General features: G+C 58.5%; 24 protein-coding genes, 1 tRNA gene and 2 pseudogenes. 11 read left to right on the top strand and 16 right to left on the bottom strand.

The window, feature by feature from the left end:
- Positions 1-905 (bottom strand): annotated as a pseudogene (locus tag VGK14_RS06485) (hypothetical protein); the annotation flags it as partial.
- 113 nt (positions 906-1,018) lie between these two features.
- Here VGK14_RS06485 and VGK14_RS06480 point away from each other — a divergent pair.
- The gene (locus VGK14_RS06480) at positions 1,019-1,582 is read left to right on the top strand and encodes a YqhA family protein (protein WP_331508134.1); all 564 of its coding nucleotides are present in this window, start codon (positions 1,019-1,021) and stop codon (positions 1,580-1,582) included.
- Positions 1,579-2,034 carry a TlpA disulfide reductase family protein gene (locus tag VGK14_RS06475; protein ID WP_331508133.1) on the top strand — a complete coding sequence of 152 codons (456 nt, stop codon included), beginning with the start codon at positions 1,579-1,581 and terminating at the stop codon, positions 2,032-2,034. Before VGK14_RS06480 ends, VGK14_RS06475 begins: the two co-directional genes overlap by 4 nt.
- A gap of 3 nt (positions 2,035-2,037) precedes the next feature.
- Here VGK14_RS06475 and VGK14_RS06470 read toward each other — a convergent pair whose 3' ends face one another.
- From VGK14_RS06470 to VGK14_RS06455, 4 genes are read right to left on the bottom strand one after another with little or no spacing between them, the layout of a single operon-like run.
- Complete coding sequence (locus VGK14_RS06470; protein ID WP_331508132.1) at positions 2,038-2,346, bottom strand: DUF3579 domain-containing protein; 309 nt, start codon at positions 2,344-2,346, stop codon at positions 2,038-2,040.
- Between the two features lie 42 nt (positions 2,347-2,388).
- Entirely contained in the window at positions 2,389-2,964 is a 576-nt protein-coding gene (locus tag VGK14_RS06465) for a BON domain-containing protein (RefSeq protein ID WP_331508131.1), read from the bottom strand.
- Positions 2,965-2,967: 3 nt separating this feature from the next.
- Positions 2,968-3,315, bottom strand: a complete 348-nt coding sequence (locus VGK14_RS06460; protein WP_331508130.1) for a YraN family protein — start codon at positions 3,313-3,315, stop codon at positions 2,968-2,970.
- Positions 3,312-4,910, bottom strand: a complete 1,599-nt coding sequence (locus tag VGK14_RS06455; protein ID WP_331508129.1) for a penicillin-binding protein activator — start codon at positions 4,908-4,910, stop codon at positions 3,312-3,314. Before VGK14_RS06455 ends, VGK14_RS06460 begins: the two co-directional genes overlap by 4 nt.
- A 69-nt stretch (positions 4,911-4,979) precedes the next feature.
- Here VGK14_RS06455 and rsmI point away from each other — a divergent pair, with 69 nt between their 5' ends.
- Genes rsmI through VGK14_RS06440 form a run of 3 tightly spaced genes read left to right on the top strand, consistent with a single transcriptional unit; the run spans position 4,980 to position 7,116 of the window.
- Positions 4,980-5,828, top strand: coding sequence for a 16S rRNA (cytidine(1402)-2'-O)-methyltransferase (gene rsmI / locus VGK14_RS06450; protein WP_331508128.1), 849 nt, complete (start codon positions 4,980-4,982; stop codon positions 5,826-5,828).
- Positions 5,825-6,874 (top strand): dihydroorotase, encoded by a 1,050-nt coding sequence (gene pyrC / locus VGK14_RS06445; RefSeq protein WP_331508127.1) that lies wholly within the window; start codon positions 5,825-5,827, stop codon positions 6,872-6,874. Before rsmI ends, pyrC begins: the two co-directional genes overlap by 4 nt.
- Before the next feature lie 5 nt (positions 6,875-6,879).
- Entirely contained in the window at positions 6,880-7,116 is a 237-nt protein-coding gene (locus tag VGK14_RS06440; protein ID WP_331508126.1) for a hypothetical protein, read from the top strand.
- 9 nt (positions 7,117-7,125) lie between these two features.
- On the opposite strand, the gene VGK14_RS06435 is transcribed toward VGK14_RS06440, so the two are convergent.
- The 9 genes and pseudogenes from VGK14_RS06435 to rpsU all read right to left on the bottom strand — a co-directional run bounded on the left by VGK14_RS06435 (position 7,126) and on the right by rpsU (position 15,223).
- Positions 7,126-8,187 carry a tetratricopeptide repeat protein gene (locus VGK14_RS06435; RefSeq protein WP_414691704.1) on the bottom strand — a complete coding sequence of 354 codons (1,062 nt, stop codon included), beginning with the start codon at positions 8,185-8,187 and terminating at the stop codon, positions 7,126-7,128.
- A 96-nt stretch (positions 8,188-8,283) separates the two neighbouring features.
- Positions 8,284-8,358: pseudogene (locus VGK14_RS14595) on the bottom strand (SEC-C metal-binding domain-containing protein); the annotation flags it as partial.
- Positions 8,359-8,518: 160 nt separating this feature from the next.
- Positions 8,519-9,751 carry a porin gene (locus VGK14_RS06430; RefSeq protein ID WP_331508125.1) on the bottom strand — a complete coding sequence of 411 codons (1,233 nt, stop codon included), beginning with the start codon at positions 9,749-9,751 and terminating at the stop codon, positions 8,519-8,521.
- A gap of 302 nt (positions 9,752-10,053) precedes the next feature.
- A complete protein-coding gene (locus tag VGK14_RS06425) occupies positions 10,054-10,275 on the bottom strand; it encodes a hypothetical protein (RefSeq protein WP_331508124.1) in 222 nt (73 codons plus the stop codon).
- A gap of 398 nt (positions 10,276-10,673) precedes the next feature.
- A tRNA-Ile gene (locus VGK14_RS06420) sits at positions 10,674-10,752 on the bottom strand.
- A gap of 6 nt (positions 10,753-10,758) precedes the next feature.
- Entirely contained in the window at positions 10,759-12,660 is a 1,902-nt protein-coding gene (gene rpoD, locus VGK14_RS06415) for an RNA polymerase sigma factor RpoD (protein WP_331508123.1), read from the bottom strand.
- A 53-nt stretch (positions 12,661-12,713) separates the two neighbouring features.
- Positions 12,714-14,465, bottom strand: coding sequence for a DNA primase (dnaG, locus tag VGK14_RS06410; protein WP_331508122.1), 1,752 nt, complete (start codon positions 14,463-14,465; stop codon positions 12,714-12,716).
- Between the two features lie 82 nt (positions 14,466-14,547).
- Positions 14,548-14,994, bottom strand: a complete 447-nt coding sequence (locus tag VGK14_RS06405) for a GatB/YqeY domain-containing protein (protein WP_331508135.1) — start codon at positions 14,992-14,994, stop codon at positions 14,548-14,550.
- A 16-nt stretch (positions 14,995-15,010) separates the two neighbouring features.
- On the bottom strand, positions 15,011-15,223 hold the full coding sequence (rpsU, locus tag VGK14_RS06400; RefSeq protein ID WP_331508121.1) for a 30S ribosomal protein S21: 213 nt from the start codon (positions 15,221-15,223) through the stop codon (positions 15,011-15,013).
- Between the two features lie 98 nt (positions 15,224-15,321).
- Between rpsU and tsaD the strand changes: the two genes are divergently transcribed.
- The gene (gene tsaD / locus VGK14_RS06395) at positions 15,322-16,338 is read left to right on the top strand and encodes a tRNA (adenosine(37)-N6)-threonylcarbamoyltransferase complex transferase subunit TsaD (protein ID WP_331508120.1); all 1,017 of its coding nucleotides are present in this window, start codon (positions 15,322-15,324) and stop codon (positions 16,336-16,338) included.
- Position 16,339: 1 nt separating this feature from the next.
- Here the strand turns inward: tsaD and plsY are convergent, their stop codons facing one another.
- Entirely contained in the window at positions 16,340-16,951 is a 612-nt protein-coding gene (gene plsY / locus VGK14_RS06390) for a glycerol-3-phosphate 1-O-acyltransferase PlsY (protein WP_331508119.1), read from the bottom strand.
- Between the two features lie 40 nt (positions 16,952-16,991).
- Here plsY and folB point away from each other — a divergent pair, with 40 nt between their 5' ends.
- The 5 genes from folB (at position 16,992) to VGK14_RS06365 (ending at position 23,274) form a co-directional block, all read left to right on the top strand.
- Positions 16,992-17,348: a dihydroneopterin aldolase gene (gene folB, locus VGK14_RS06385; RefSeq protein WP_331508118.1), complete on the top strand. Its 357-nt coding sequence runs from the start codon at positions 16,992-16,994 to the stop codon at positions 17,346-17,348.
- 128 nt (positions 17,349-17,476) lie between these two features.
- Positions 17,477-20,023, top strand: coding sequence for a serine/threonine-protein kinase (locus tag VGK14_RS06380; RefSeq protein WP_331508117.1), 2,547 nt, complete (start codon positions 17,477-17,479; stop codon positions 20,021-20,023).
- Entirely contained in the window at positions 20,020-20,844 is an 825-nt protein-coding gene (locus VGK14_RS06375) for a Stp1/IreP family PP2C-type Ser/Thr phosphatase (protein WP_331508116.1), read from the top strand. The genes VGK14_RS06380 and VGK14_RS06375 overlap by 4 nt, the downstream gene beginning before the upstream one ends.
- 16 nt (positions 20,845-20,860) lie before the next feature.
- Positions 20,861-21,595, top strand: a complete 735-nt coding sequence (locus VGK14_RS06370) for an FHA domain-containing protein (RefSeq protein WP_331508115.1) — start codon at positions 20,861-20,863, stop codon at positions 21,593-21,595.
- Between the two features lie 11 nt (positions 21,596-21,606).
- A complete protein-coding gene (locus tag VGK14_RS06365) occupies positions 21,607-23,274 on the top strand; it encodes a GAF and HD-GYP domain-containing protein (RefSeq protein WP_331508114.1) in 1,668 nt (555 codons plus the stop codon).
- Here the strand turns inward: VGK14_RS06365 and VGK14_RS06360 are convergent, their stop codons facing one another.
- Positions 23,275-24,414 (bottom strand): L,D-transpeptidase Cds6 family protein, encoded by a 1,140-nt coding sequence (locus VGK14_RS06360; RefSeq protein WP_331508113.1) that lies wholly within the window; start codon positions 24,412-24,414, stop codon positions 23,275-23,277. It lies immediately after the preceding gene.
- Positions 24,415-24,453: the final 39 nt, after the last annotated feature.

Here is a 24,453-nt window from a genome sequence, read left to right as displayed (position 1 = left end):
GCAACATCCGGCAACCCGAGCTCATCGGGCGGCATATTCTCCTGCAAACCGCTCACATGCGTACTAATTTGACGGGCCAGCTCCACTGTAATCAGCAGGATGTCGGTGCGCATATCTACCTCGCCCTTATGCTTGGCGAGCGGAACCGGCGGCTGATCGGACTTGAGTCTGACCAGAAAGACGCCTGCCGGACTCTCGGGGACGCCGAACGGCTGGATCTGCGCGAGATGCCCGTAGCGGGCAATATAATCGCGCACGCTGTCCAGATCGTCGGATACCAGTCGCTGCGGATTGGACAGCGCCAGCAAAAGCGCATGCTGGTAAACCCGGCCGACACTGGACTGGCCGGAGCGATCAGGCACGGCAGCACCCAGAACCGCCTGCTGTGCGGCCACCAGATACAGCCGGTGAATTTCCGACCAGACGCCATCGGGGGCTGGCGTATAAGTGTAGTAGGACACCTGCAGCAACTGGTCGAGAGCATGAATGGCACGCTGGATCAACGTGGCGAGCGTTTTTTCGCCGCCAATGAAAAATACCCGCCCCATGTGATCGAGGATCACCAGTTTGTAGCCGTAGGCCAGTTCGGTCAGCAGCGCTCGTGCGGCTTTGGCAGCAGCTTCGGCATCGGGAGGCAACGGCAACGCATGGTGATGGTACTGTACGGCCAGCTCCATTGCAGTATCCAGCACCACGGGGCGATACAACTCGATCAGCTTGAGTCTGACATCACCACGAACCGCCTGCCTGTTCAGCAACGCCAGGGGTTCCTGCAAAGAATGTGCGGCAGCAATCGGCCGCCCCGTCGGCGTCAGCGCCAGCAAGCCCTGCACGACTCCAAGACGCGTTTCCGCCTGGACCAGAGGCTTGTCTTCCTGCGGCGGAACGCTCAAATGCAGTGCCATGGATATTCAATTGAAATGACTGACGTTGGGAATCTTAATGCATAAAGCACTGCTGTGCCATCAACCCGGCACAATGGTATATTGCGGCAATCGATTCTTCCGAGACAGTCCGCATGAAATTTATTGAGACTTTGTTTGAAAGCTTTCTCTGGAACAGCCGTTTTGTCGTAGTGCTGGCGGTCATCGCCAGCCTGGCGGCCGGATTCGCGGTATTTTTCATGGCGACGGCCGACGTATTCTATCTGGTACAGCATGTCGTGCATTATGCCGATCCGGCCATGGAAGTCGCCGCGCGCAAGGCATTGCATGACGAAACCATTTCGCACATCGTCGAGGTGGTGGACGGCTATCTCTTGGCGACGGTCATGCTGATGTTCTCGCTGGGCCTGTACGAACTGTTCATCAGCGACATCGATGCCGCCCAGAACAGCGAGAAATCCAGCAAGGTCCTCGTCATCCGCAATCTGGACGACCTGAAAGCCAGGCTGGCCAAAGTCATCGTCATGATTCTCATCGTCACGCTGTTCGAACACGCGCTGAAAATGAAAATGGAAGGCCCTGTCGATCTGCTCAACTTTGCCGGCAGCATTGCGCTGGTTGGCCTGGCGCTATTCCTGATGCATAAGGGCGAAAGCCGCTCCGAGCATGCCGATCCCGCAGAGGGGCCGCATCAATGATACGCCGCTTCGGACTGCTTCTCGCACTTTGCCTGCTGACGGCGCCGGCCTGGGCGGATGGCTTCAATCTCAAGGATCTGAAGGGCAAAACGCACACTCTGGCCGATTACAGGGGAAAATGGGTATTGGTAAATTTCTGGGCGACCTGGTGCCCGCCCTGCCTGGAAGAAATCCCCGACCTCATCATGCTGCACGACAAGCGCAAAGACCTGGAAGTGATCGGGATCGCGGTCGACTACAAAAGCAAGAAGGAAATCGCCCGTTTCGTCGACGACAACCTGATGTCATACCCGGTAGCGCTGAATGATGACTCCGTCATCCGCCAGTTCGGCCCTGTTGACTTGCTTCCCACCACTTACCTGTACAACCCGCAGGGCAAGCTGGTCAAGCTTCACCACGGCCTCATCACGCGCAAGACCGTGGAGAATTTTATCGAAGGTAAAGGGAAATAAACCTCACGCGGGCAACGATTCCAATGCTGCTCCGGCGGCATTCTTGATGCCGAGCTGATTCTCCTCGGCAAAATGCTTGAGTTGGGCGTAGCCTTCCGGATTGACATCCTTCAGTTTCAGGTCTACGACCAGGCACCGCACGCCATTGACGACGCGCGGCGTGAGGTACGGGGAATAGCGCAGCTTGCGGTCATCCCCGAAAGTGGCGTAAGTGCTGCACATGCGATCCACCCAATCGCTGGGGCGAAACGGCTTGCCCGTCTTGGTCAGGCCCTCGATGATAATTTCTATGATAATTTCTTCAGTGTTCATGGCTGGGTATCGTGCAATTGAATTGCATAATTATACCGCAGCCTATTCCACCACGACGTACTCGAACACCTTCACGACTTTTGTCACGCCATCGGTATTGCGCGCGATATCCACGGCATCCTCGGCTTCCTTGCGCGTCACCATGCCCATCAGGTAGACCGTGGAATCCTCGGTTACCACCTTGACATAATTTGCCGGGAAACGGTTTTCGCTAACCATGCGCGCCTTCACCTTGGAAGTCAGGTAAGCGTCGTTGCTGCGCGAAGATATCGAGCTGGACGGGCCAATAATAACTTCGTTGGTAACGCTGCGTACGTTCTCTATGCCTTTGACGACGCTTTCGGCACTCTGCTTGGCGCTTTCATCGTAGGCTTCGCCGGTAATCAGCACATTGCGGTTATAACTGGTGACGTTGGCATGTATCCTGTTGCCCAGCTTCTCGTTGATCTGCTTTTCGGCTTTGAGCTCGATGGCCTCGTCCTCGACATAAGCCCCCGATGTGCGGCGATCGGCAGCCATCAGCCCCCCCGCTGCGGCACCCCCGGCCACAACCGGAACGCAGCCGGCCAAATTGCCGGCCAGGATGGCGGCGGTGATCAGTGCAAGTAACAAGCGCATTTTCTATTCTCCTTCGAAAGCGTTTTTTATCCACGCCACGCGCGTGGCGTCGAGGCTCTCCAGCAAGACCGCATCAAAGCGGCAAGACGCTTGGCTTCGCGTATGCTGGAGGTAGAACTGTGCGGTACGAATGATTTTTGCCTGCTTGGCAGGCGTAATGCTGGCGGCCGCTCCGCCAAAGGCCGAATTCGACCGCAGGCGCACTTCAGCAAAAACGATGGTATCGCCGTCACGCAGAATCAAATCGATTTCGCCATGACGGCTGCGGAAATTGGACTCGATCAGCCGCAATCCGTTCCGTTGCAGAAATTCCACCGCCAATTTCTCGGCGGCAGGCCCGTCGCCCCTCATGGGGCATTTTCCAGCACCACTCCCTCACGGCGGAATTGCGCCATGGGCAGTTCTCGCACCAGCGTTCCCTGGTTGGTCATTTCTATACTGCCGGTCGCGCCATCCAGTAATTTTTTGGCGGCAGGCGGACTGGCGGCCAGCAGCGGTACCAGCCGGTAGGCATCCACTCCGAGCGCAAACAACCGCTGCAATTCGGCATTGCCCGGATTTCCGGCAGGATGATAAGCGGCAAAAGCGGGGTTGCCAGAATCCACGATCCACGGCATATCGATGAAATGCACCGCCACCAGGTCCAGATTCTGCACGCTCTTCGGCGCGCCGTCGTAAATGTGCGATGTTGCATAGGTGGGAATCGCCAAATCGAGATACGGACGGGCGATGCGAGCCTGCATCGCATCAGCGGCGAGAAAAATCATGTCTGCCGGATGGGCTACGGCTTCCGCCTTGAACTCCGCCAGCTTGTCGGTGGCGGGAATGAGAAGTTGGGCGGCAATACTTCCATCCAGGCCGCGCCATTCCCCGGCAAACGCCTTGGCCATGCGCTGGCCGAGGGGGTTATCGGCGGCAACGATCAATGCCGTCTGCATGCCATGCCCGCGGGCCATCCGGGCGATTTGCCGGGCCTCCGCCTCCGCGGGCAAGCCGAACACCTGCAAATGTTCCTGCGCCTTGGCGTTCGCTTCTTCAGGCTGATTCAGGGCCAGCACCGGAACGGACAGCGGCTGCGCGGCCAGCGCCGCCACCTCGCCCCGGATCAGCGGGCCGACAATGAACTGCGCACCGTCAGCCACCGCACGCTGATAGGACTGGAACACCCCGTCCGGCGCGCCGCTATCGTAAACCGCGATTTCCGATTGACCTCCACCTGCCTTGTATGCGGCCATGAAGCCGGCCTGCACGGTCCTGGCAGCGACGCCATAAACCGGTGATTCCAGCGGCAGCAACAAGGCTATTTTTTGCTTGAAGGGAGTCACCTCTGCAATATGGGGCTTGACCGGCGCAGAGCCGGCGATGGTCGCCAGCAACGCCTCCCCCGCCGGATGGTCGGGATAAGCCACGCGCCATTGCTCGATGCTGCGCTCCCTGCGCTCGCCATAAGCCGCAGCCAGCGCAAGATCTATCCATCCCTGCGCAATAGGATCGGGACTCTCGCCGCGCATTTCCACCAGCGCTTCTTTAGCTTGCGTGGAAAGCAGCTTCCATATCCTCGCCTGGTTGTCGTCAGTCTCCGCCGGTGAGCCAAGATACGGCTCGGCCCGGACACGCTGCTCCAGCGCATACAACACGTTGTCCTGTGATTCGTAGGCGAGCGCCAGCGTTGCGTGTAAACTCGCATACGCCTGCGGCAACAATCCCGTCTCGGCTTGCAACGGAATCAGCAGGCGCAGTGGGGTGTCGAGATCGCCGGATACCGCTGCAATCTGCGCCTTCAGCAATCTGGCATAAGGAGAAACCGGATTGAGAGCGGCAAGCGCCGCACCGGCGCAGCCGCTATCCGCCGACTTCAGGCAGTTCAATCCGTCGAGATAGCGCTCTTCCACGCTTTTTTGCGGTTTTTTTTGTTCAGTCGCCGGCGAGGGTGCGGTTTTTTTCACCTCAACAGCGAAAGCCGGAGACGTGCCAGCGCACAGCCAGCAGGCCAGACACAGAAAGGCAGATATACGTTGAATCATAGCGGCACATTATATGTGGTCGCCACGCCGATTGGAAATCTGCAGGACATCACGCTACGGGCGCTGGAAACATTGAAGACCGTCGACGTCGTGGCCGCCGAGGATACCCGGCATACGGCCCAGTTGCTCGGCCACTTCGGCATCCAGACCAAACTCACGGCCTTGCACGAACACAACGAGCGCAATGCCGGGCAAAAGCTGGTGGAACTGCTGCTGGCCGGCAAATCGATCGCACTGGTGTCCGATGCCGGAACTCCGGCCATTTCCGATCCCGGCGCGATCCTGGTCGATCTGGCACGCCAGGCCGGCATCCGGGTAGTGCCGACCCCCGGCGCCAATGCCGCCATTGCAGCGCTGTCGGCCTCCGGCATCGCTGCACCGCACTTCCTGTTCTACGGATTCCTGCCGGCCAAGGCTGCCCAGCGACGGCATGCATTGGAGAAATTGCGCCAATTGCCGCATACGCTGGTGTTTTACGAAGCGCCCCACCGCGTGCTGGAGAGCGTAGCCGATCTGGCAACCGTGCTGGGCGACCGGAAACTGACGCTTGCGCGCGAACTCACCAAGACTTTCGAAAGCATCCACACCTGCCCGCTTACTCAGGCGCCGGCATGGCTGGAGGCCGACACCAACCGCCAGCGCGGCGAATTCGTGCTGCTGGTAGAAGGCGCGCCGGCCATTGAGGAGCAAGCCGCGGACCCCGAGACGCAGCGCATTCTATCCACCCTGCTGCATGACCTGCCGCTCAAACAAGCGGTAAAATTGGCGGCTGAAATCAGCGGCGCCAAGAAAAATGCGCTGTACGAACTGGCCCTGACACTGAAACCCGAACAACCATGACTCAAACCCTCACCATCACCCGCCCCGACGATTGGCACCTGCACCTGCGCGATGGCGCGGCCATGCGCGACGTGCTGCCGGATACCGCAAAGCGTTTCGCCCGCGCCATCGTCATGCCCAACCTCAGGCCGCCCGTCACCGCGACGGGGCAGGCTGCAGCCTACCGCGAGCGCATTCTCGCCGCATTGCCTGCCGGAATGTCATTCGAACCGCTGATGACACTCTATCTTACCGACAATACCGCACCCGACGAAATCGTCAAAGCCAAGGCCAGCGGCTTCGTTCACGGCGTCAAACTGTATCCTGCGGGAGCAACCACGAACTCCGATTCCGGCGTAAGCGACCTGGAAAAATGCAGTGCGGCGTTGGCAATGATGGAAAAAGTCGGCATGCCATTGCTGGTGCATGCGGAAGTCACCGACCCGGACGTGGATGTGTTCGACCGTGAAGCCGTATTCATCGAGCGGCACATGATTCCTCTGACGCAGCGCTTTCCGGCATTGAAAATCGTGTTCGAGCACATCACCACCCAGGACGCGGCGGATTTTGTCGTGGCCGCGCCGGCCAATATCGGCGCCACGATTACTGCGCATCACCTGCTGATGAACCGCAATGCAATGTTCGCCGGCGGCATCCGCCCCCATCACTACTGCCTGCCCGTTCTCAAGCGTGAAACACACCGGCAGGCACTGGTGGCCGCCGCCATTTCCGGCAACCCCAAGTTTTTCCTCGGCACCGATAGCGCGCCGCATGCCAAAAATGCCAAAGAAGCCGCCTGCGGCTGTGCCGGCATGTATACTGCCCACGCGGCCATCGAGCTATACGCGGAGGCTTTCGGGCAATCCGGGGCATTGGATAAGCTGGAGGCTTTTGCCAGCTTCCATGGGGCGGATTTCTATGGCTTGCCGCGCAATCTTGACAAGCTTAAGCTGATAAAGGAATCCTGGAGCATTCCGGCTGAACAGGGTTTCGGCGATGAAACCCTTGTGCCGCTTCGCGCCGGAGCGTCCGTGGCATGGAAACTGGCTGGTTACGTGGCAGAGTAAGCATAATGATGAAAAAACTGGGATTAATACTGGCGGTATCTTTGTTCGGATGCAGCACACCGCCGCGTTCCGACCATGCCGATCATAGAGAATGGATAGGCATTACCTGCAGCGGATTTGCCGGTTGGGACGCTTGTTATTACCAAGCGGGCAAGTTCTGTCGCAGTGGATATGAAATGGCCTATAAGGAGGAAAACCTGATCACGCAAAAACGCTCCGTGCTTGTTGCATGCAAACCCTAGCCATGTAACCTAATCGGTGGAAACGATACGCACGGCTACCTGTTTGGTAAAAAAGCTGAAGCACAGGTATTCATATTTCCAGCCATTCCGAGCGACCGCTTCCTGGAAAGCCTTGAATTCATCTTCGCGCCAATGCTCATTGCCGATATATTCATCAAACACAATCACGCTTCCGGCCACGATCCTCGGGCCCAGCAGATCGAGCACCGTTTGGGTCGAACTGTAAATGTCGCAATCGATATTGATAAAGCGCACCGGGCCGCTGAATTCCTCAAGGAATTTCGGTAGCGTATCCGCAAACCAGCCGACATGTAGCTTCACGTTTTTTGGCACCGGGGGAATCACGCCCTTGGTGGTGTAGCTACCCTTGGGCTCGTGGTGCCACACTTCGGGCAACCCTTCGAAGCTATCAAAACCATGCACTTGCTGACCCGCCAACGCGGCAATCTGGCCGATGGTATTGCCATGCCTCACGCCGAACTCCAGCACCAACCCGTCAATAGCCGCCGCCTCGATGCCAAGCCTGAATGTCTGAAAATTGCTGCCTGTCATAGGTAGTTGCCTACCGGCGGCAGATTTAAGGTAGCGCCAGGCGTCCAGCCTTGCCCTGCCTAACGCGGGGCCCAGTTCGACCAAATTAAAATGCTGCGTCGCAGCGTCTGCATCGCCCGCATAGTCCAACAGCATGCCCAAGGTAAATCTGGCATCCATATCGGACGGATGGATTTCAAGTACTCGCTGCATGCGCTGAACGGCAGGGCCCATGTCCTCCCGGTTAATCAGAAGCGCATGAAGATTGTAAAAGGCATCGGCATAATCCGGCTTGATCGCCAGCGCCTTGTGATAACTCTGGGCCGCCTCATCGAGCCTGCCTTGCTCATGCAGCGCAAGCCCCAGATTGCCGTAAGACTCGGGATTCGACGGATTGGCCTTGATCGACCGTGTCGTCAACTTGATCGCAAGCTCGATATCGCCGCCCTGCAGCGCAATGGCCCCCAACAAATGCAATACATCGGGATGATTGGGCGACAGCTGGAGGATTTGATGATAAATCGCCTCGGCCTGAAGCAAGTTTCCTGCTTGGTGATGCTGCAATGCGGCTCTTAATGCATTTGGAATTGCCGCAACCGCTGTACCAGCTTTTGCCCCGTGCACTTTTTGCTTATGCTGGCAGCACTGCTTGTATTTTTTGCCGCTGCCGCAAGGGCATGGGTCGTTACGGCCGATTTTCTGGGCGGACATGCGTGGGATTCTTCTCGAAAAATATCATGATTCGCATCCCTTATCTCCCGGATGCTTACCAACTCTGCAGATTGCGAATGTTTTCTAGCTAATTCCAGCCAGCAATAAAAAACGGCGCCCGCAGGCGCCGTTTTCAAGCGAAATGTTTTCCTAAGAAATCTTAGAAGAACAGGATCGCGCCGAGGGAGAACGTCTTGTCCTTGGCATCGCCAGCATTAACCTTCAGGTTCTTACCCTTGGTATCGGTGTACTCGGCCACCAGGTTCACGCTCTTGGTGAGCGGATGGTAAGCGCCGATGATCCAGGAACGGTCTTTCTCAACCAAGCCGTTTGCAGAAGCATTGATCGCGACTCGGTCCGCGGCATTAGCACGGTCCAGCTTGGACTCGCCCCAGCTCACGCCGAGCTTGGTGCCCACCGGCAGCTTGTAGGAGGCTTGAACGTAACCGCCCTTGGAGTCACGCTTTGCACCAGCGGCAGAGAAGCCGTCGGTCAGGAAGCCGGTCTTGCCGATACCTTCGCCGTCGTAGTAAGAACCGACCAGTTCGAAGCCAGCCACGCCGACCTTACCGCCGATATCCCAGCCATTGGCAGTCGGAGACTTGGTTGCCGTCAGCTTGTGCACCTTCTGGCTGATACCGCCAACCCAGACCTTGCCAGCGAAGTCGCCGGCCCACTCATAGGAAGCCTTGCCTTCGAAGCCCATGTCCCTGTTATCGCCACCAGTTGCGCTAACAGCCGACAACGATGTAGCTTGCCATGGAGTATCGACAGCAGCAGCAAAGCTGAAGCCGTTCCAGTTCGGGGAAGCGTACTGGATTTGGGTCTTCCAGTCAGCGTACAGATAACCAGCACCGATACGGCCAACAGTGGAGCTGCCGTTCGGACCAGCCTTGGAACCTACGCCCAGCAGGGTCATGTCGGACAGAATGGCGTCGCCTTCATACACGCCCAAATCACGACCCATCTTGATGGTACCCCAGCTCTTGTCGCCGAAGGTCAAGAAGGATTGACGAATGTTCAGGCTGTTGTTGCCCAACGCGCCGTTTCTGCCACCTCCAGCCAAGCCACCGGTGCTGTCAACACCAGTGAAGAACGTGAACTGGAAGCCGACATCGAAATCACCTTGACGCGACTTGGCACCAATGCCCAGTGCCGAAGGCAGCAGACCGGTATTGATGTTGTTTTGCTTGGTGCCAGCGCCAGAACCCAGAGAAGCCAAGGAACCGCCAACGGCAGTGCCGCTGAACTTGTCGTGTTGGTAGTAAGCGTTGACGTTACCGCCGATATCGACGGTCCAGTCACCGGCAGGAATAACGATGCCGGCGTTTGCTGCGGTAGCGCCCATTGCCAGAACGGCAACAGCAACTGCCTTGCTCAGATTCTTGTTCATAAAACCTCCTGATTTAGTTTCTAAAGTTTCGGGGCCCGATGCCTCGAACCCCGTTACTGCTTTACCCCCGCCTCTTTTTTTGCTTGAGGCTGGGAGAGTTCGCGAACTCCCCTTGCGAGAAGTTAGGTTCATCATGCCAAACCACGCGCAGCGCTTGCAAGGATTTTGTCGTTTTTGAGGTTATTAGGGAATAAGTGGTGTTGCATTTTTGCAACATAACATGAGGTCGATGCTGCCGAAGCGCTTTTGAAACGACAATAAAAAAACGGGGCAAAAGCCCCGTTTTTCAGCAGACCTGCTAATTATTTGGCAGGAGCAGCTTCAGCCGGCTTGCTTACTTTGGCCTTCTTGGCCTTCTTGGCCTTATGCGCCTTCTTGGGAGCAGGAGCAGCCGGCTTTTCAGCGGCAGGAGCAGCGGTTTCAGCAGTCGCTGCAGCATCAGCCTTGGGAGCGGCATCAGCGGCAAAGGCATTAACAGAAACAGCAAACAGACCAGCAATCAGAGCAGCTAACAACTTGTTCATGACGTTTCCTTTCAAATGTTGACGTATTCAGGTTCCGCGAGCTACGGTTTACCGTGAAGCCAACATTACGCCTGCTACCTTTCCTGAAGCTTACAGAAAAAAGCCATAATTGGCGGCCTTATCATTACACCGGTCAAGCTTGAGCATAAGAACCTACTGAAATAGGCTCCAAGCCTTTTTATTTGCTGCCTGCCTCGTAGATTCTGAATTTTCATCATTCCGTTGGCGACGAAGATTCCAGCTTGTTATCAAGCTGCGCGATGATCAGATCGCTGGCAATCTGGCGGCGCAGCCGCACGGATCGAGTCAAAGGGCTCGGGAAATGTGGTGCAGTTCCCACACTTTCCGATACCGAAAAGTACAACGGCCCAAGGTTGATCCTAGGTCGTTGATTCAATTGGTGGGCCCCCTCGGAGTCGAACCGAGCACCAACGGATTATGAGTCCGCTGCTCTAACCAGGCATGAGCTAGGGGCCCGGGTGATTATTCGTTGTTATTGTCGATAAAGCTGCGCAGCTTATCAGAACGTGTCGGATGGCGCAGCTTGCGCAGGGCCTTGGCTTCGATCTGGCGGATGCGCTCGCGGGTGACGTCGAATTGCTTGCCGACTTCTTCCAGCGTGTGGTCGGTGTTCATTTCGATGCCGAAGCGCATGCGCAGCACCTTGGCTTCGCGCGGCGTCAGCGAATCGAGAATCTCTTTGGTCGCTTCGCGCAGATTGGCGTAAACCGCCGCATCGACCGGAGCCATCGTGGACTGGTCCTCAATGAAATCGCCGAGATGCGAATCGTCGTCGTCACCGATCGGCGTTTCCATCGAAATCGGTTCCTTGGAAATCTTGAGAATCTTGCGGATCTTGTCCTCGGGCATTTCCATTTTTTCCGCCAGCGTTGCGGGATCCGGCTCCAGCCCGGTCTCCTGCAGAATCTGGCGGCTGATGCGATTCATCTTGTTGATGGTTTCGATCATGTGGACAGGAATTCGAATCGTGCGCGCCTGGTCGGCGATCGAACGCGTAATCGCCTGGCGGATCCACCAGGTGGCATAGGTCGAGAACTTGTAGCCGCGACGGTATTCGAACTTGTCCACGGCCTTCATTAACCCGATATTGCCTTCCTGGATCAGGTCCAGGAATTGCAGGCCGCGGTTAGTGTATTTCTTGGCAATGGAAATCACCAGGCGCAGGTTGGCCTCGATCATTTCGCGCTTGGCGCGGCGGGCACGGGCCTCGCCGGTGGACATCTGCTTGTTGATTTCCTTGATTTCCTTGATCGGGATACCGACCTTGGCCTGCATGTCTATCAGCTGCTGCTGCTGGTCGATAATCGCGTGGCGGTAGCGCTCGAGCTTGGCGCCGTAAGCCTTGCCGGCGGCGAGTTCCCCATCCAGCCACTCCAGGTTGCACTCGTTGCCGGGGAATATCTTGATGAAATGCGGGCGCGGCATGCCGGCCTTGGTAACGCAGAAATCCATGATGTTGCGCTCGTGACCGCGCAACTTCTCCACCATCCTGCGCAGGCTGTCGCACAGCGCTTCGACCTGCTTGGCGGAGAAGCGGAAAGCCATCATTTCCTCCAGGATGGCCTCCTGATATTTCTGGTAGTCCTTGTGCTGCGAACCGTGCTTTTCCAGCACCTTGACCATCTTGTCATAGGCCTGGCGGATTACGGTAAAACGGGCTACCACTTCGGCCTTCAGTTTGGCCAACGCTTCGGCGGAGACGGCAGCGGCCTTGGCGCCGTCCTCGTCTTCGTCTTCCTCACCTTCTTCGGGCTCTTCTGCGGTTTCGCTGGCAGCCAACGCTTCCTCCAGCCCGTCGGTGGCGTCGATCAGACCGTCCACCAGGTCGTCGGCGCGCATCTCGTCCTTTTCGACCTTGTCGACCAGTTCCAGCATTTCCGCAATCGTGCTCGGGCAAGCGGAAATCGCTTGCACCATGTGCTTGAGACCGTCTTCTATGCGCTTGGCGATCTCGATTTCGCCTTCGCGGGTCAGCAAATCGACAGTACCCATTTCGCGCATATACATGCGCACCGGATCGGTGGTGCGGCCGAATTCGGAATCGACGGTAGAAAGCGCGGCTTCCGCCTCTTCCACGGCATCTTCGTCGGTGACCGCAGGCGGGGCGTCAGACATCAACAGCGCTTCGGCGTCCGGGGCTTCTTCATAAACCTGGATACCCATATCGCTGATCATGCCGATAATGCTGTCGATCTGCTCCGGATCCTGGATGTCGTCCGGCAGGTGATCGTTGATTTCGGCGTAAGTCAGATAGCCGCGCTCCTTGCCGAGCGCGATCAGGTTTTTCAGACGCGTGCGGCGAACGTCAAGGTCGGTGCTCAATTGTTGCACTTCGGATTTGTCGTTTTGCTGGTCGTTGGCCATAGGTCGATTCCAATCCGGGATAAGCGGGAAACCTTAAATTATATCACAAGTCACTAATTAATCTTTGGAGCGCCACTACGCCGAAATTGTTGCAATATCTCTCGCTGCTCGGGAGAAAGCGCTTGCAAGCCACGCTCCTGGGCCAGCTGCAGGATGGTAGCCACTTCGCGCTGCTCGCTCGCACCCTGGAGCTGATGCAATGCTCCGGCAAACTCCTGCTCGATGTCGAAGTCGTCTTCCTCATCCCACCCCAGCAGCTCGCCGGCCAATTCGCTCAACAGCCGATCCGGGACCAAGCCATGCAGCCCCTGTAATAGCGCAGCGCTATTTATCATGGGGTCGGATTGAGTCAATTCAATCGTCCGCACCAATGCGTCACGCTCGGCAGCCCCGCCGGGCAACCAGTCCGTCTCCAGTTGCAAGGCCAGGGAAGGGCGCATCATTAGCATCTGCAAGAGTTTCCGCGCAAGTGTAGGCGCGCTACGCGGCGCTTTCGCCAAAGCCTGCGAGCGTGGCTTGGGGGCTTCCAGCTTAAGCAGATTCTCGATTTCGGCCTGAGTGATCCCAGCCAGTTTTGCCACTTGCTGGCGCAACATAAACCCGAACTTGGGAGCTTGTATCCGCTGCAGAATAGGCTTGGCATCGTCGAGTAAGCGCACCCGGCCTTCGGGCGCGCCCAGTTCGTGACGCTCCGACAACTCTTGGATAATATAAGTCGAGAGCTTGAGCGCCTCACGCAACGCGGCCTCGAAACCCTCGCGCCCGAATTCGCGCACATAAGTATCCGGATCATGCTCCGGCGGCAGAAACAGAAAAGACAGCTTGAGCCCGTCGGTAACCGCCGGCAATGCATTCATCGCCGCGCGCCACGCCGCCTTGCGCCCGGCGGCATCGCCGTCGAAACAGAACACGACGTCATCGGTTTGGCGTGTCAATTTGGCAATGTGCAGCGGCGTGGTCGCCGTCCCCAGGGTCGCCACCGCGTACTCGATCCCATGTTGCGCCAGCGCCACCACATCCATGTAGCCCTCCACCACCACCACCTTGCCGGCGGCGCGAATGGCCTGGCGCGCCAGAAACAGGCCGTAAAGCTCCTGGCCTTTCTGAAACAGCGGGGTTTCCGGCGAATTCAGATATTTAGGCCCATCATCGTTTGCGCCGCCCATCACCCGACCGCCGAAACCGATCACCTGGCCGCGCTGGTCGTGGATGGGAAACATCACGCGATCGCGGAAGCGGTCATAAACGCGGCCTTCGTCATTGCGGATCGTCAGCCCCACGGTAGCCAGCGACTCCGATTCATAGGCTGAAAAAACATCGCGCAAGCCTTGCCAGCCCGGAGGTGCATAGCCCATCTGGAAGCGCGCGGCGATCTCGCCGGATAAACCCCGGCCTTTCAGATAAGTAATTGCGCGTTCGGATTTTTTGAGTTCGGTACGATAAAACGTCGACGCCTGCTGCATGATCTCGTACAGGTTCGGCGCCGCACGCGGCGTTCTTGGCGCATCGCGCGCCTCCTGCGGCACTGGCACACCGATTTTTTTGGCGAGTTCCTCCACCGCCTCGACGAAGCCCAGCCCCTGGTATTCCATCAGAAACCCGATCGCGGTGCCGTGCGCGCCGCAGCCGAAACAATGGTAGAACTGCTTGGTGGGGCTGACGGTGAACGACGGCGTTTTTTCTCCGTGGAACGGGCAGCAGGCGATGTAATTGGCGCCGGCTTTCTTGAGCGGCACCGCGGCATCGACCACGTCGACGATATCGACGCGGTTGAGCAGTTCCTGCACGAAATGATTGGGGATCATGGATGGGGGGAATTATCGCGCGAAAAAATAAAAAAAGGAGCTTATCGCTCCCTTTTCAATTGCAGCGGCGTGGCTAGAGGCGCTAGCCGCCAAGCCGCGCCTTGATCAGCCCGGACACCTTGCCCATATCGGCGCGGCCGACGATCTGCGGCTTGACCAGGGCCATGACCTTGCCCATATCCTTGACCCCGGCAGCCCCGGTTTCGGCAATCGCGGCATCCAGCAACGCGGCAACTTCGGCATCGCCCAATGGCTGCGGCAGATAAGTGGACAGCACGCCGACTTCGTATTTCTCCGCATCGGCCAGATCCTGCCGCTTGGCGGCCTCGTACTGGCTGATCGAGTCGCGGCGCTGCTTGAGCATCTTCTCGATGACTTCGATCACCTGCGTGTCGGAAAGCTCGATGCGCTCATCCACCTCGCGCTGCTTCATCGCAGCCAGCAGCAGGCGAACGGCATTCAGCCGCGCGCTGTCTTTCGCGCGCATGGCTGACTTCATGTCTTCGGTGATTTGCGCCCTGAGCGACATCAAACAGGACGAGGAATTAATACAGCTTGGGCGGCAGGGTCTGATTGCGCAGACGGCGGTGATGGCGCTTCACGGCAGCAGCAGCCTTGCGCTTGCGTTCCCAGGTGGGCTTTTCGAAAAATTCGCGAGCACGCAGCTCGGTCAGCAAACCGGTCTTTTCAATAATGCGTTTGAAGCGGCGCAGCGCCACGTCAAATGGCTCGTTTTCTTTCACGCGTACGTTGGACATGGAAAATCACTCTCCTTGATGAGATTCTGGAAAACTTGGTATTCTAGCCAGCCTTCTTTGAAGAATCAATCACTTTTCGGCGTTTTCATGAGATGGCCATGCTTGTTCTGGGAATAGAAACCTCTTGCGACGAAACCGGGATCGCGCTCTACGACAGCGAGCGCGGGCTGCTGAGCCACGCGCTGCATTCGCAAATCAGGATGCATGCGGAATACGGCGGCGTGGTGCCGGAACTGGCATCGCGCGACCACATCCGGCGCGCATTGCCGCTGACGGAACAGGTGCTGGCAGAAGCCGGCGCGACGTTGGGCGACATCGATGCCATCGCCTACACCCAGGGTCCCGGGCTGGCCGGAGCATTGCTGGTAGGCGCCAGCATCGCCGAAGCGCTCGCCTTCGCGCTCGATTTGCCCACGGTCGGCGTGCATCACCTGGAAGGGCACCTGCTCTCGCCGTTGCTGGAAGAAAACCCGCCGGCGTTTCCGTTTGTCGCGCTGCTGGTCTCAGGCGGCCATACGCAACTCATGCGAGTGGGCGGCATCGGCGATTACCAATTGCTGGGTGAAACGCTGGACGACGCCGCGGGCGAAGCGTTCGACAAGACTGCCAAACTGCTGGATTTGCCCTATCCCGGCGGCCCGGCGGTTTCACAACTGGCGGAACAGGGCCGGCCGCACCACTTCAAGCTGCCGCGCCCGATGCTGAACAGCGGCGACCTGAATTTCAGCTTCAGTGGCTTGAAAACTGCCGTGCTGACGCTGGCTACCCAGCACCGGCCATTGACCGAACAAACCCGCGCCGATATCGCACATGCGTTTCAGCAGGCAGCCGTCGAAGTGCTGTCGACCAAGTGCACCAACGCACTGCAACAAACCGGACTGAAAAGGTTGGTGGTATCGGGCGGCGTCGGCGCCAACCGGCAATTGCGCGCAGCGCTGAATCGGGCCGCTGCGGACAAGGGCTTTGAAGTGTTCTATCCGCGCCTGGAATTCTGCACCGACAATGGCGCGATGATCGCTTTTGCCGGCGCAATGCGGCTGAAATATGCCCAGCCTGGCAACCATGCATTCTCGGTCAGGCCGCGCTGGGATTTGTCGGAGCTGACTGAACCCTGATTTACTGCGGCGGCTGGTGGCCGGGCTTGGGTTTGCCGAAGCCCGCTTCTTCCCCGCTCAGCAGTTTCTGAATATTGCTCTTGTGGCGCCAGATCAGCATCACCGCCAGCAACAGCACGACTGCGGCCTGCGCGCCCAGCCCGAAAAAGGCTGCGGCATAGAGCGGCGCGAAGCCAGCGGCAATCAATGCCGACAGCGAAGAAATGCGCCACATCGCAAAGGCCAGCAGCCAGGTGGCCAACACGCTCAAGCCCAGCCAGGGCGACAACGCCAACAGCACGCCGGCAGCCGTCGCCACGCCCTTGCCGCCCTTGAAGCCGTAATACACCGGGCACAAGTGGCCGACAAACACCGCCACGGCAATTGCATACATCCAGACATCGGCCAATCCGGAGCGCTGCGCCAGCCATACCGCGAGCCAGCCCTTGGCAGCGTCGCCCAGCAACGTCAGCAGCGCCGCGAGTTTTTTGCCGCTGCGCAGCACGTTGGTCGCGCCCGGATTGCCGGAGCCGTGAGTACGCGGGTCGGGCAGGCCGAAGGCGCGGCTGACGACGATGCCGAAAGAGATCGAGCCAAGCAGGTAAGCGGCCAACACGAGCAATGCTACGTTCATAGGAATGGATTAGAATTCGAGGAAATACGGATTCTATCAAATGGACATCATTTTCCTGCAAGAAGTCAAAATCCAGACAGTGCTTGGCGTGCCGGAATGGGAACGCATGCGGCCGCAGACCGTGGTACTGGACATCGAACTGGCGATGCCGCACAGCCGTTCGTGCCAGACCGACGCGATCGAGGACACCATCGATTACGGCCAGATTGTCGCCCGTATTCGCCAGCAGTTGGCGGAGAAATCCTTTCGCCTGGTGGAGGCTCTGGCCGAAGATGTCGCGCAACTGGTGATCAGGGAGTTCGGCACGCCTTGGATCAAGGTGCGGGTTGCCAAGCCAAGCATCCTGCCGGACGTGAAGCAATTGGGAGTGGTGATCGAAAGGGGCGCCAAACCTTGATCGCCGGCGTGCACCGACACAGCCAAAAATAAGCCCGCCTGCATGGCGAAATCCAAATGCTTATGCGATGATTATCCTGATGCAAATATCCGGATGAGTTGCACCGGAAAATAAAAAATATCGGGGGGGTGCGCAGCTTGAAAAAAAATGTCTGGCAAGAAGACTGGTTCGCCGGGATAGTTGTTTCGCTGCTCTTTCTCGTTGCCGCCAACAGCGATTTACTGCAAAGCCTGGAACGCAAGGCCTACGATATCGGCGTTCAGGCTTCGACGCGCAATCCCGGCGACAAGATCGCGGTGATTGCGATCGACGACCAGAGCATCGCCAACATCGGCCGCTGGCCGTGGTCGCGCGACGTGCATGCCAAAATGACCGACCTGCTGGCGGGCCAGGCCAAGGTGATCGGCAACACGGTATTCTTCATCGAACCACAGCTCGACCCCGGCATCAGGCATATCGACAGGATCGCCGAGTTCGTTGCCAAATCCGCCCTGCAATCCACGCCTGACGGCCCTCAACTCGACGCACTGCTCAAAGAAGCGCATGACGCGCTGAACGCCGACCATCATCTGGCCGAAAGCATCAAGAAAGCCGGCAACGTGGTGCTGGCGATGCCGTTCACGCTGGGCGAACCGCGAGGCAACCCGGACAAGCCGCTGCCCGACTATATCGTCAAAAATTCGGTGGGCAAGGTGACGGATCGCGGCAATGCCGCGGCGAATGGCTTGCTGCCGCTATCCGCGGTATCCGTACTGCCGCCTATCCCGGAAATCGCCCGGAACGCCGCCGCCATCGGCCATCTCAACGCCAACCCGGACGTCGATGGCGCGATACGCTCCGAGCCGCTGGTGGTGCGCTACTACAATCAATATTATCCTTCGCTCGCGCTGCAGATCGCAGCCCGTTATCTCAATCTGCAGCCGACGGATATCCAGGCCAGGCTGGGCGAAGGCGTGAAGCTGGGCAAGCTCAACATCACCACCGACAGCTCGCTGCAAATGAGCACTTTTTTCTACGGCGACCGCGACGGCAAGCCGGCTTTCCCGCAGGATTCGTTCTACGACGTGTACCAGGGCAAGGTACCGGTCGCCAAATACGCCGGCAAGATCGTATTGATCGGCGCCACCGCAGTGGGCGTGGGCGCCAACCAGGTCACGCCGATATCGCCGGTGATGGCCCCGGTGCAGACCCTGGCCCACACCGTGGCCAGCATACTCAACGAACATTTCTTCGTGGCTCCCGCCTGGGCACCCTGGGCCGAACGCGCTGCCTGGCTGCTGGTCGCGCTTTATTTGACCCTGGCGCTGCCCCGGCTCAAGGCCGGCACGGCTGCGGCGATTACCGCCGGGGGGCTGGCCGCACTGCTGCTGACCCATTTTCTGCTGATGACGCAGCAGGCGATGTGGCTGCAATTAATGGGGCCGGCGGTACTGTTGCTGGCCGGGCACTTGCTGCTGACCACCAAGCGCTTCCTGGTGACCGAGCGCGGCAAGGAAAAGTCCGAAGCCGAATCGGCGGAAAGCAACCGCAGCTTGGGCTTGATGTTCCAGGGCCAGGGCCAGCTGGACATGGCGTTCGACAAGTTCCGCAAGTGCCCGCTGGACGATTCGGTGATGGACCTGCTGTACAACCTGGCGCTGGATTTCGAACGCAAGCGCCAGTTCAACAAGGCGGAAGCGGTATTCGGCTACATGGCCGAGTTCAACCCCAAATTCCGCGACCTGGAGCAGCGCCTGGCGCGTTCCAAGGCGATGGCGGAAACCGTGATCCTGGGCGGCAGCGGCGGCGGACGCACCAATAGCAGCATCCTGGCCGACGGCAGCATGGAGAAACCCATGCTGGGCCGCTACCAGGTGGAAAAAGAACTGGGCAAAGGCGCGATGGGCGTGGTCTATCTGGGGAAAGACCCCAAGATCAGCCGCGAAGTCGCAATCAAGACCATGGCACTGGCGCAAGAATTCGAGCCGGACGAGCTGGCCGATGTCAAGGAACGCTTTTTCCGCGAGGCCGAGACCGCGGGAAGGCTCAACCATCCCAACATCGTCACCATGTACGATGCCGGGGAAGAACACGACCTGTGCTATATCGCGATGGAGTTCCTCAAGGGCAAGGATCTGGTGCCCCATACCAAGCCCGACCATCTGCTGCCGATTCCGCGCGTGATGGATATCGCGCTCAAAGTGGCAGACGCGCTCGACTACGCCCATGCCAACAACGTGGTGCACCGCGACATCAAGCCCGCCAACATCATGTACGAGATGGATACCGGCAGCGTCAAGGTCACCGATTTCGGCATCGCGCGCATTACCGATTCCTCCCGCACCAAGACCGGCATGGTGCTGGGCACGCCATCCTATATGTCGCCGGAGCAGCTTTCCGGCAAGAAAGTGGACGGCCGCTCCGACCTGTTCTCGCTGGGGGTGATGCTGTACCAGATGACCACCGGTCAGTTGCCGTTCCAGGGAGATTCGATGGCGGCGCTGATGTTCAAGATCGCCAATGAGCCGCATGTTCCCGCGCACACCATGCGACCCGATTTACCGCCTTGCCTGTCTGCTATCATCGACAAATTGCTGGCCAAGGATTTCGAGCAAAGATACCAGCGCGGCGCCGAAGTGGTGGCCGACATGCGCCAATGCTGGGCAACGATCAAAGCGGGGATGGCTAAAAAATGAATCTCACCGGGATACTGGAAGTCGTCCGGCTTAGCGACGTGGGCTTAAGGCGCGAGCATAACGAGGATGCGGTAGCGAGCGAACCGGAAGCCGGGCTGGTGGTGCTGGCCGACGGCATGGGCGGTTACAAGGCGGGCGAGGTAGCCAGCGAAATTGCCGTGCTGACGCTGGTATCCAGCATACGCGAAAGACTGCTGGAGCAGCCAGCGGGCAAAGCCGACGAGGACAGCGGCTTGCTGCGCGAAAGCCTGATCCTGCGCGATGCCGTCCACCAGGCCAATTCCGCCATCTACAATGTTTCGCAGAGCCAGCCGCAGTGCGCCGGCATGGGCACCACACTGGTGGCCGCGGTGTTCACCGATGACCGCGTTTGCGTCGGCCATATCGGCGACTCGCGCATGTACCGCTTGCGCGGAGACACGTTCACACAACTCACCGAAGACCATTCGTTGCTGAACGAACAACTCAAATCGGGCCTGATCACGGCCGAGCAGGCCAAGGTATCCAACAATAAAAACCTGGTCACCCGCGCCTTGGGCATCGACCCGGAAGTGGAGCTGGAGCTTCACGAATATGAAGTGCAGCCCGGCGACATTTACCTCCTGTGCTCGGACGGGCTATCCGATTTGGTAGAAGACGAGGAGATTCAGTTGACGTTGAGTACACTTTCCGCCAATCTTGAGCTTGCGGCGCACCAGTTGGTGCAAATGGCTAACGATAACGGCGGCAAGGATAATATTTCGGTCATTCTGGCGCGCCCGCTGAGGCCTTTCCCGGCAAAGCGCGATTGGCTGGGAAGGCTCACAGGATGGTTCAGGTAGGCTTTAAGGGCGAAACATGGCAAAACTGATATTGACCCTCGACGGCGCGTTTCTCGGCGAGCACGATCTCGACAAGGATCTGCTGACCATAGGCCGGCGCCCGAATAACGACGTGCACATCGACAACCTTGCGGTAAGCGGCAGCCATGCCGTGGTGCGCACGATAGGCAACGATTCCTTTCTCGAAGACCTGGACAGCACCAACGGTACCATCGTCAACGGCAAGCCCATTAAAAAGCACATTCTGCAGCACGGCGATGTCATCGAATTGGGCAAATACCAGCTCAAGTACGTGAACGAAGCTACGGTCAACGCCGCGGCCGGCGGCTCTCCCGCCGATTTCGAGAAAACCATGATCATCCGGCCGTCGGCAATGAAAGCCGCTGCTCCGGCTCCATCCCCTTCCATCGCAGCCAAGCTGCAAAGCACCACCACCGTTCAGGAAACGCTGAAAGCCGCTGCACCGTCACCGCACGAAGACGCGCCGGTCGGGCATGTCCAGGTGTTGAGCGGTCCCAGCGCGGGCCGCGAGCTGGTCCTGAACAAAGCCCTTACCACACTGGGCAAGCCCGGCGTACAGGTGGCCGTGATTACCCGCCGCCCTCACGGCTATTTCGTGACGCATGTCGAAGGAACCAGGCATCCGGTCGTCAACGGCCAATCGGTGGGGGCGCAGGCGCACGAACTCAATGACCATGACGTGATCGAACTGGCCGGCGTCAAGATGGAATTTTTCCTTTCCAAGGGCTGATACTGTCCGCCATGCGGCCTGAACCCAGCGACAACTCGAGCGGCAAGCAGTTCGTGTCCGAGCAGAAAGCCTTGCTGGAAAACATCGAACGCCTCAACCGCATCGGTGTGGCACTTTCCGCCGAACGCGACAATGCCCGCCTGCTGGAAACCATACTGCTGGGCGCCAAGCAAATCACCAATGCCGATGGCGGTACGCTTTATACCGTAACGGACGATCAGCGCCTGAAGTTCGAAATCATGCGTACCGACACCCTCGGCATCGCCATGGGAGGAACCACCGGCAAGGATATCCCCTTCCCGCCATTGCCGCTCTACCGCGAAGACGGCAGCGCCAACACCAACATGGTAGCGGCTTATTCCGTGCTGAACGACACCACGATCAATATCGAAGACGCCTATAAGGCCGAGGGATTCGATTTTTCCGGCACCCGGAAATTCGACCAGAATACCGGCTACCGCTCCAAATCCTTCCTCACCATCCCGATGAAGAACCACGAGAAGGAAATCATCGGCGTGCTGCAATTGCTCAACGCGATCGATCCGGCCACCGGCAAGGTGATCCCGTTCTCGGCGGCGCACCAGCAGCTGGCCGAATCGCTGGCATCGCAGGCTGCGGTAGCGCTCACCAACCATAACCTGATCGAAGGCCTGAAGGATTTGTTCGAGTCCTTCATCGAACTGATCGCCGACGCCATCGACGAGAAATCCCCCTATACCGGCGGCCATTGCCGGCGCGTGCCGGAACTGGCGATGATGTTGGCGGATGCGGCCATCAAAACCAGCGACGGGCCACTCAAGAGCTTTACGATGTCGGACAAGGAGTTGTACGAGCTGCGCATCGCCGCGTGGCTGCACGACTGCGGCAAGGTAACCACCCCGGAATATGTGGTGGACAAGCCCACCAAGCTGGCGACGATTTTCGACCGCATCCAGCTGATCGACCTGCGCTTCGAACTGCTCAAAAAGCAGGCGGAGGCGGACATATTGCGCAAGCAGATGGAGGCCGTGAAAAAAGGCCAGCTCACGCACGTACAGACCTTGGAGATTCAACTGCAAGCCTACAAGCGCCAACTCGACGACGACCGGGAATTCTTGCGCACGGCGAACATCGGCGGCGAATTCATGACCGCGGAGCATCAGGAACGGGTGACCCGGATTGCCGCTTACCAATTGCAGGATGCCGATGGCAAGACAGTGCCGTTCCTTAGCGAAAACGAAGTCTATAACCTGAACATTTCGCGCGGCACGCTCACCAGCGAAGAACGGCAGATCATCAACAACCACATCGTGGTGACGATCAACATGCTGGAGTCGCTGCCTTACCCCAAAGCCTTGCGCCGGGTACCGGAATACGCCGGCGGCCATCACGAGCGCATGGATGGCAAAGGCTATCCGCGCGGATTGACGCGCGAGCAGATGTCGATTCCGGCCAGGCTGATGGGCATTGCCGACATTTTCGAGGCGCTGACCGCGCGCGACCGGCCCTACAAGAAGGCGAAAACGCTGTCGGAATCGTTATTCATTCTGGGCAAGATGAAACTGGACAACCATGTGGATCCCGACCTGTTCGATCTGTTCATCCGCGAAAAAATCTATCTCGACTATGCCAGGCAATTCCTCGAGCCGGAGCAGATCGATAGCGTGGACGAGTCGAAAATTCCCGGCTATTGCGCCTGATCAGCTTCCCACCCGCTCTTCCTGAATCATCCATTTGCCGCCGCTCTTGATCATCAGCAGCGTTTTGCGCGTGGAAGTCTGCAGATTGTCCGAGCGATAACCCTGGCGGAAACTGACGCTGCCGTGGCTGGCATCGCTGAAGACCACCTTGGCAACTTCCACCGTTACCTTGATGGATTTCGGTTTGCCTATGCGCTCGCGGCGCAATTTGGCCCATTCGGCCCGCGATTGATTATTCGGCGTGCGAAAATCCCTGGCATAGAAGCCCAGATAGCCCCCGGCATCCTTGCGCGACCAGGCAGCGGCCCAGGCTCGCACTGCCGCCAGTACGGCCTGCTCTTCCGACGAACCCGGGGGCGGTGTTTGAGTGACTGCGCCAGGCTTGGCGGGAGTATCCGAAGTTTTTGGCACCACCACGCTGGCGATCGGCGCGGCCACATTCACGGCCGGATTGGTAAATGCCGGAGGCAGTGCTGGTTCCGCAGCCACCGGGCCGATCGCCATTTCATCGATGTCCACCTTGCTGGGCGGGCCGCCGGCACTGGCGCGCGCCTTGGCAATGTCGTTGATCAGGCTGAGGTCGCCGCCGATGGACTGCCGGCGACCTACCGACTGGTTGGCCATACGCCCATAGTTGTCACATAACTCCTTGACCAACGCCGGCGCCGGCTGCCCGCCCTTGGATGCCTGCAGGGTATGGTCGTATGCCTGGCCGGCCAATTGCGCGTAGACTTCGTTAAGGTTGCGGTAAGCTGTAGCGTAGGCAGGATCGGTACGCAACCCTCGTTCCAGTACGTCGCGTGCGTCCTCGGGCTTCCCTTGAGCGATATACAGCGTCGCCAGATTGTTATAGGGCTCGGGCAAGTCCGGGTAATCCTGTATCAGTTTCAGAAATACCTGGACGGCTTCGGGATTGCGCTTCATCTCCGCCAGCAAGGTGCCCTTGAGAAAACGCATTTGCGTGATGTTCCGTCCCCAGGCGTCTTTCGGGCGGCTGGCCAGATAGGCATCGACCTGCTCCAGCGCCTGCTGTTTTTTCCCCTTTTTCAGCAGCTGACTGATTTCATAAACCGGGTCGGACGCGCTCGCCCGGAACGTGCAGAGCAGCGCGAGCATGAGCGCAATGGCATTGATTTTCATGGCTGACGTATAATCAAATTGCTTGTTGCGATTATAGGT

Source organism: Novimethylophilus sp., from assembly GCF_036504375.1.
In the GTDB taxonomy this organism is placed as follows: domain Bacteria; phylum Pseudomonadota; class Gammaproteobacteria; order Burkholderiales; family Methylophilaceae; genus Novimethylophilus.
Note: the sequence above shows the minus strand (reverse complement) of the source record. Positions and strands in the feature narration are given on the sequence as shown.